We start from the raw sequence: 5,621 nt of genomic DNA on the forward strand, positions 1-5,621 counted from the left end.
GTGGTTGTCTACCGGAGCGCCTGGGCGGGGGCCGGCGGGGGCCATTCGTCGCCCCAGGCGGTGTCGCGGGCGGCCCGGTAGAGCGGGCCGTGGCGCTTGGTGACCGTCTCGCGGGCCAGGCCGGGCGGGGTGCCGCAGAGGTCGAGCAGCACCTGCCCCTTGCGGATCTGCGGCTTGCGCACCACCCGCGCCGCGGCCGGGGAGGCGTCGAACCGGACGCCCACGACATAGCTGAACTTCTCGTCCTCGTACGCCAGTGAGCCGCCCTTGATCTGCCGGTGCAGCGAGGAACGGCTGACCCGGGCCGCGAAGTGGCACCAGTCGGTGCCGGGTTGGATGGGGCAGCGGTCGCTGTGCGGGCACGGCGCCGCGATACGCAGGCCCGCGGCGACCAGCTCGTCCCTCGCCTCGATGACGCGGAGGTAGCCCTCGGGGGTGCCCGGCTCGACGAGGACGACGGCCCGCGCGGCGCGTGCGGCCTCGGCGATCAGGGCGCGGCGGGCCTGGGCGGTGAGCTCATTGAGCACGTACGACACGGTGATCAGGTCCGTGTCGGGGAGACGCAGCGAGGTGCCGATGACCAGCCGCCGCCAGTCCGCCTCCCGCAGGGCCCGCGCGGGGGCGTGTGCGGCGAGTTCCCGTCCGAGGTCGAGGGCCGGCTCCGCCCAGTCCAGGACCGTCGTGCGCGCCGCCGAGTCCCAGGCGTCGGCGACCGCCCAGCTCGCGGCGCCCGTGCCGCCGCCGAGGTCCGCATGGGTGGCCGGGACCCAGTCCGGGGCCGCCGCTCGCAGGGCGGCCAGCGCGGCCCGTACCGCCTCGAAGGTCGCGGGCATCCGGTACGCGGCGTACGCGGCGACGTCGGAGCGGTCGCGCAGCACCGGCGCGCCGGTGGGGACGCGGTCGCCCCGGTAGTTGGCGATCAGCCGTTCGACGGCCTGGGCCGCCTGCTTCTGCGGCAGCCCTTCGAGGAGTCCCGCGAGGGCGGCGCGCAGTGCTTCGGCGGTGGGGGCGGTGGCGTTCACCGGGCGATTTTACGCGCGGCCGGCCCGCCACCGCCCCGGGCGGCACAGCAGGACGAAGCAGCACACGGACAGCACCGAGGAGGCGAGCTGCACCACGGCCATCGGCACCGCCGTGTCCTCGCCCGCGACGCCGACGAGCGGTGAGGCGACGGCGCCGATGAGGTACGAGGTGGTGCCCAGCAGCGCGGAGGCGGAGCCGGCAGCGTGCGGCGTGCGCATCAGCGCCTGCGAGTTGGCGTTCGGCATGGTGAGGGCCATCGAGGACATCAGCACGAACAGCCCCACGGACACGGGCAGCAGCCCGACCTCGCCGAAGACGCCGGTGGCCATGAGCAGCAGGGCGGTGGAGGCGAGGGTGATCAGGGACAGCCCGACGGCGAGGACCTTGTCCAGGCTGACCCGGCCCACCAGCAGCCTGCCGTTGATCTGGCTGACGGCGATCAGCCCGACGGAGTTGATGCCGAAGAGGAGGCTGAACATCTGCGGGGAGGCGCCGTAGATCTCCTGGACCACGAAGGGCGAGGCGCTCACGTAGGCGAACAGCGCGGCGAACGCCAGGCCGCCCGTCAGCGTGTAGCCGAGGAACACGCGGTCGGCGAAGAGGCCGCGCATGGTGCGCAGCGCCTCACCCACTCCCCCGCGGTGCCGCTTGGCGGGCGGCAGCGTCTCGTGCAGCCACTTCATCGCGACCAGGGCGAGGACGAGGCCCACGACGGTCAGGACGACGAAGACTCCCCGCCAGTCCGTCACGCGCAGCACCTGCCCGCCGACGACGGGCGCGATGACCGGCGCGACCCCGGCCACCAGCATGAGGGTGGAGAAGAACCGGGCCATCTCGACGCCGTCACAGAGGTCGCGGACCACGGCGCGGGCGATGACGATGCCCGCCGAGCCCGCCAGTCCCTGGACGAGCCGGAAGGCGATCAGCAGCTCGGCGGTCGGGGCCAGCGCACAGACGGCGGTGGCGAGGACGTACACGGCCATCCCGGCGAGCAGCGGGCGGCGGCGGCCCCAGCGGTCGCTCATCGGGCCGACGACGAGCTGGCCGAGCGCCAGGCCGACGAGGCAGGCGGTGAGGGTGAGCTGCACGGTCGCGGCGGGGCTGTGCAGCGCGTCGGTGACCTGTGGCAGGGCCGGGAGGTACATGTCGATGGAGAGCGGTGGCAGCGCGGTGAGGCCGCCCAGGACGAGCGTGACGAGCAGGCCGACCCGCCGCTGGACGGTCACCGTGGTGGCGGCGACGGCCGGGGAGGCGGGGGTGTTCGCGGGGGTTTCCTTCTGTATGTGTGCGGGGGTGCTCGGGCCGCTCTCCGGCATTCGTTCTCCAGTGGTCGGGGATGTCCGCCTCTATGCTCTCAGGCGCTGATGGTTGAACGGCATACGTTTCGAGGGGCGAGATGGACACGAAGGTGCGCTGGGGCGTGCTGGCCACGGGTGGCATAGCGGCGTCGTTCACAGCAGACCTGCTGGGGCTGCCGGACGCCGAGGTGGCGGCGGTGGCCTCGCGCAGTGAGGCCTCGGCGCGGTCCTTCGCCGACCGCTTCGGCATCGAAAGGGCCTACGGGTCCTGGGCGGAGCTGGCGGCCGACGAGGACGTGGACGTCGTGTACGTCGCGACCCCGCACGCGGCCCACCGGGAGGCGGCCGCGCTGTGCCTGAAGGCCGGACGGGCGGTGCTGTGCGAGAAGCCGTTCACGCTGAACGTGCGGGAGGCGGAGGAACTGGTCGCGCTGGCCAGGGCACAGGGCCGGTTCCTGATGGAGGCCATGTGGATGTACTGCAACCCGCTGATCCGCCGGCTGACGGAGCTGGTGCGCGACGGCGCGGTCGGCGAGGTCCGCACCGTGCACGCCGACTTCGGCCTTCAGGGGCCCTTCGACGCCTCGCACCGGCTGCTCGACCCGGCGCAGGGCGGCGGCGCGCTCCTGGACCTGGGGGTGTACCCCGTGTCCTTCGCCCAGTTGCTGCTCGGCGAACCGGACGGCGTGCAGGCACGGGCACGGCTGTCGGAGCGGGGCGTGGACGTGAACACGGGGATGCTGCTGTCCTGGGAGAACGGCGCCCACGCGCTGCTGAGCTGCTCGCTGGAGGCGGACACCCCGCTGACGGCGGTGGTCACGGGCACCGAGGGCCGGATCGAGTTCCCGCGCGGGTTCTTCTCCCCGGAGCGGTTCGTGCTGCACCGGGAGGGCCGGGGACCGGAGGAGTTCACGCACGGGGGCGGACTGCGCGGCATGCAGTACGAGGCGGCCGAGGTGATGCGCTGCCTGCGGGCGGGTGAGACGGAGTCACCGCTGGTGCCGCTGGACGGGACCCTCGCCGTGATGCGGACGCTCGACGCGGTGCGCGGCCGCGTCGGCGTCCGCTACCCGGGCGAGTAGGCCCGGCGGGCGGGCCGGGTGGACGGTCCGGGCCCGGCGGACGGGCGGTCGGCTCCGGACGGGCGGCCGGTTCGGGCCGGGCGGGAGTGACACCCGCCCGGCGCCGGGTGGTGTCAGGCCGGTTCGAGACCCGGGTTGCCGGCCTCCGTGACGAAGGACGCGGCCGTCGTGATGGGCGCGCCCGGCGTGGTCACGGCGGTCAGGGTCTTGAAGTCGGCCCTGGCCGCGTCCGTTCCGAGGGCGACGGTCGCATAGCCGCGGCGCCCGTTGTAGAACTTGAGGTGCGGGTTGGCCCGGGTGTAGGTGTCCCAGTTGGCCGGCCGGTCGGCGCCGTCCCTGCCGCTGGAGATCGACGTGGCGACGATCTCGGTGCCGACGGTGCGCGAGGCGGGGTCGTCGAAGTCGTCCTTGATGTCGAAGGCGTAACCGACGTGCACGTCGCCGGTGAGGACCAGCAGGTTGTCGACGCCGGCCGCGGCGGCTCCGGCCAGGACACGCCCGCGCGAGGCGCGGTAGCCGTCCCAGGCGTCCATGGACACCCGCGCGGGCTCGGTCAGGTCGAACTTGCGCTGGGAGAAGACGACCTGCTGCGGCACGACGTTCCACAGCGCCCGCGAGCGGTGCCAGCCGTCGATCAGCCAGCGCTCCTGGGTCTCGCCCGTCATGGTGCGCGAGGGGTCGTCGGACTCGGGTCCCGGGACGTGGGCGCCGTCGCCGTACGCCTGGTTTGAGCGGTACTGGCGGGTGTCGAGGATGTCGAACTGGGCGAGGCGGCCCCAGGTCAGGCGGCGGTACAGCTGCATGTCCGGGCCCGCGGGCCGCTGCGGCAGGCGCAGCGGCTGGTTCTCCCAGTACGCGCGGTATGCGGCGGCGCGGCGCAGCAGGAACTCCTCCGGCGGGACGCTGTTCTCGGGGACGTCGCCGGCGTAGTTGTTCTCGGTCTCGTGGTCGTCCCAGGTGACGACGAAGGGGTGCGCGGCGTGGGCGGCCCGCAGGTCGGGGTCGGACTTGTAGAGGGCGTACCGCAGCCGGTAGTCCTCCAGCGTCACGGTCTCCCGGTTGAACAGGGACGGCAGGGTGCGGTCGGTGTACCTGCGGTCGCCGCCGGCCGGGTCGACGGCGTATTCGTAGAGGTAGTCGCCGAGGTGGAAGACCACGTCGACGTCGTCCTGCGCGAGGTGCCGGTACGCGGTGTAGTAGCCCTGGTGGTACGCCTGGCAGGAGACGGCGGCCAGGGTGAGGGCGCGGGCGCGGCTGCCGGGGGCGGGCGCGGTGCGGGTGCGGCCCGTCTCGCTGATCCAACTGCCGGTGCGGAAGCGGTAGTAGTACACGCGGTCGGCGTCGAGCCGGTCGACCTGGACGTGCACGGAATGGTGGAACTCGGGGTGCGCGGTGGCGGTGCCGCGCCGGGCGATGCGGCGGAAGCGGGAGTCGTGGGCGAGTTCCCAGTGGACGGTCACGCGTTCCTGGGGAAGGCCGCTGTCGGGCTCGAAGGGTGCGGGAGCGAGCCGGGTCCACAGCAGGACGGAGCCGGGGAGCGGGTCGCCGGAGGCGACGCCGAGGGTGAAGGGGTCCTCCGTGATCTTCCGGGCGTCGAGTTCAGCGGCGTGCGCGCTGCCCGGCAGGTTGACCGAGAAGGCCAGGGCGGCCGCGGCACCGGTTGCGGTGAGGAAGTGACGGCGTTTCAAGTGCTTGGCGGCCTCACGGAGTTCACGGTCGGGCGGGGTGTGAGAGTTCATGCGGCCATTGGAGTGGCGAAGTGGTACGAGGCGTCGTCGCGTACACGTCATCGGGATGACGGGAGGGTGAGATCCGTAGGCTGCGGCCGTGAAGGCCGACGACGCTGAGCAGCAAACCACGAAAAGGATCGCCGTTGTGACAGGCGCGGGCTCCGGCATCGGGCGCGCCGTGGCGCAGGCGCTGGCGGGCGCAGGCTGGTCGCTCGCGCTCGCCGGCCGCGACATCGCCAGGCTGGAGGAGACCGCCGCGGCGGCGCCGGGCGACTTCCTGTGCGGCCGCACGGACGTGACCCGGCCCGACCAGGTGGCCGCGCTGTTCCGCGCGGTGCGCGAGCGGTGGGGGCGGCCGGGCACGCTGTCCGCCCGCCCTCTCAGGCCGCCTGAACAGCACTCCGCCGCGCGGGCGTCCTGCGACCCGAACTGTCGGCGCCGAACCCCGGCCGGCCCGCCGAAGGATCGGGGCGCACTCCCGCCGCCCC

5 protein-coding genes are annotated in these 5,621 nt (G+C 73.6%); 2 read left to right on the top strand and 3 right to left on the bottom strand.

Features of this window, described 5'->3' with window-relative positions; translation table 11 throughout:
• Positions 1-8: 8 nt before the first annotated feature.
• Together GUY61_RS33615 and GUY61_RS33620 are read right to left on the bottom strand one after the other, a co-directional pair.
• Positions 9-1,022 (bottom strand): small ribosomal subunit Rsm22 family protein, encoded by a 1,014-nt coding sequence (locus tag GUY61_RS33615; protein ID WP_166634107.1) that lies wholly within the window; start codon positions 1,020-1,022, stop codon positions 9-11.
• A 9-nt stretch (positions 1,023-1,031) separates the two neighbouring features.
• Entirely contained in the window at positions 1,032-2,339 is a 1,308-nt protein-coding gene (locus GUY61_RS33620) for a multidrug effflux MFS transporter (protein ID WP_166634108.1), read from the bottom strand.
• Positions 2,340-2,419: 80 nt separating this feature from the next.
• On the opposite strand from GUY61_RS33620, the gene GUY61_RS33625 reads away from it, so the two are divergent.
• On the top strand, positions 2,420-3,403 hold the full coding sequence (locus tag GUY61_RS33625; protein ID WP_166634109.1) for a Gfo/Idh/MocA family protein: 984 nt from the start codon (positions 2,420-2,422) through the stop codon (positions 3,401-3,403).
• A 113-nt stretch (positions 3,404-3,516) separates the two neighbouring features.
• Here GUY61_RS33625 and GUY61_RS33630 read toward each other — a convergent pair whose 3' ends face one another.
• The gene (locus GUY61_RS33630) at positions 3,517-5,142 is read right to left on the bottom strand and encodes an alkaline phosphatase (protein WP_166634110.1); all 1,626 of its coding nucleotides are present in this window, start codon (positions 5,140-5,142) and stop codon (positions 3,517-3,519) included.
• 88 nt (positions 5,143-5,230) lie between these two features.
• Here GUY61_RS33630 and GUY61_RS33635 point away from each other — a divergent pair.
• A partial coding sequence (locus GUY61_RS33635; RefSeq protein ID WP_166634111.1) for an SDR family oxidoreductase occupies positions 5,231-5,621 on the top strand: 391 nt, incomplete at its 3' end.

This window comes from Streptomyces sp. GC420 (genome assembly GCF_009916105.1).
Lineage (GTDB): Bacteria > Actinomycetota > Actinomycetes > Streptomycetales > Streptomycetaceae > Streptomyces.

Bases quoted from the DNA above. Each gene is read 5' to 3' on its own strand.
- GUY61_RS33625 (WP_166634109.1), top strand. From the start codon at position 2,420: ATGGACACGAAGGTGCGCTGGGGCGTGCTGGCCACGGGTGGCATAGCG.
- GUY61_RS33630 (WP_166634110.1), bottom strand. From the start codon at position 5,142: ATGAACTCTCACACCCCGCCCGACCGTGAACTCCGTGAGGCCGCCAAG.
- GUY61_RS33620 (WP_166634108.1), bottom strand. From the start codon at position 2,339: ATGCCGGAGAGCGGCCCGAGCACCCCCGCACACATACAGAAGGAAACC.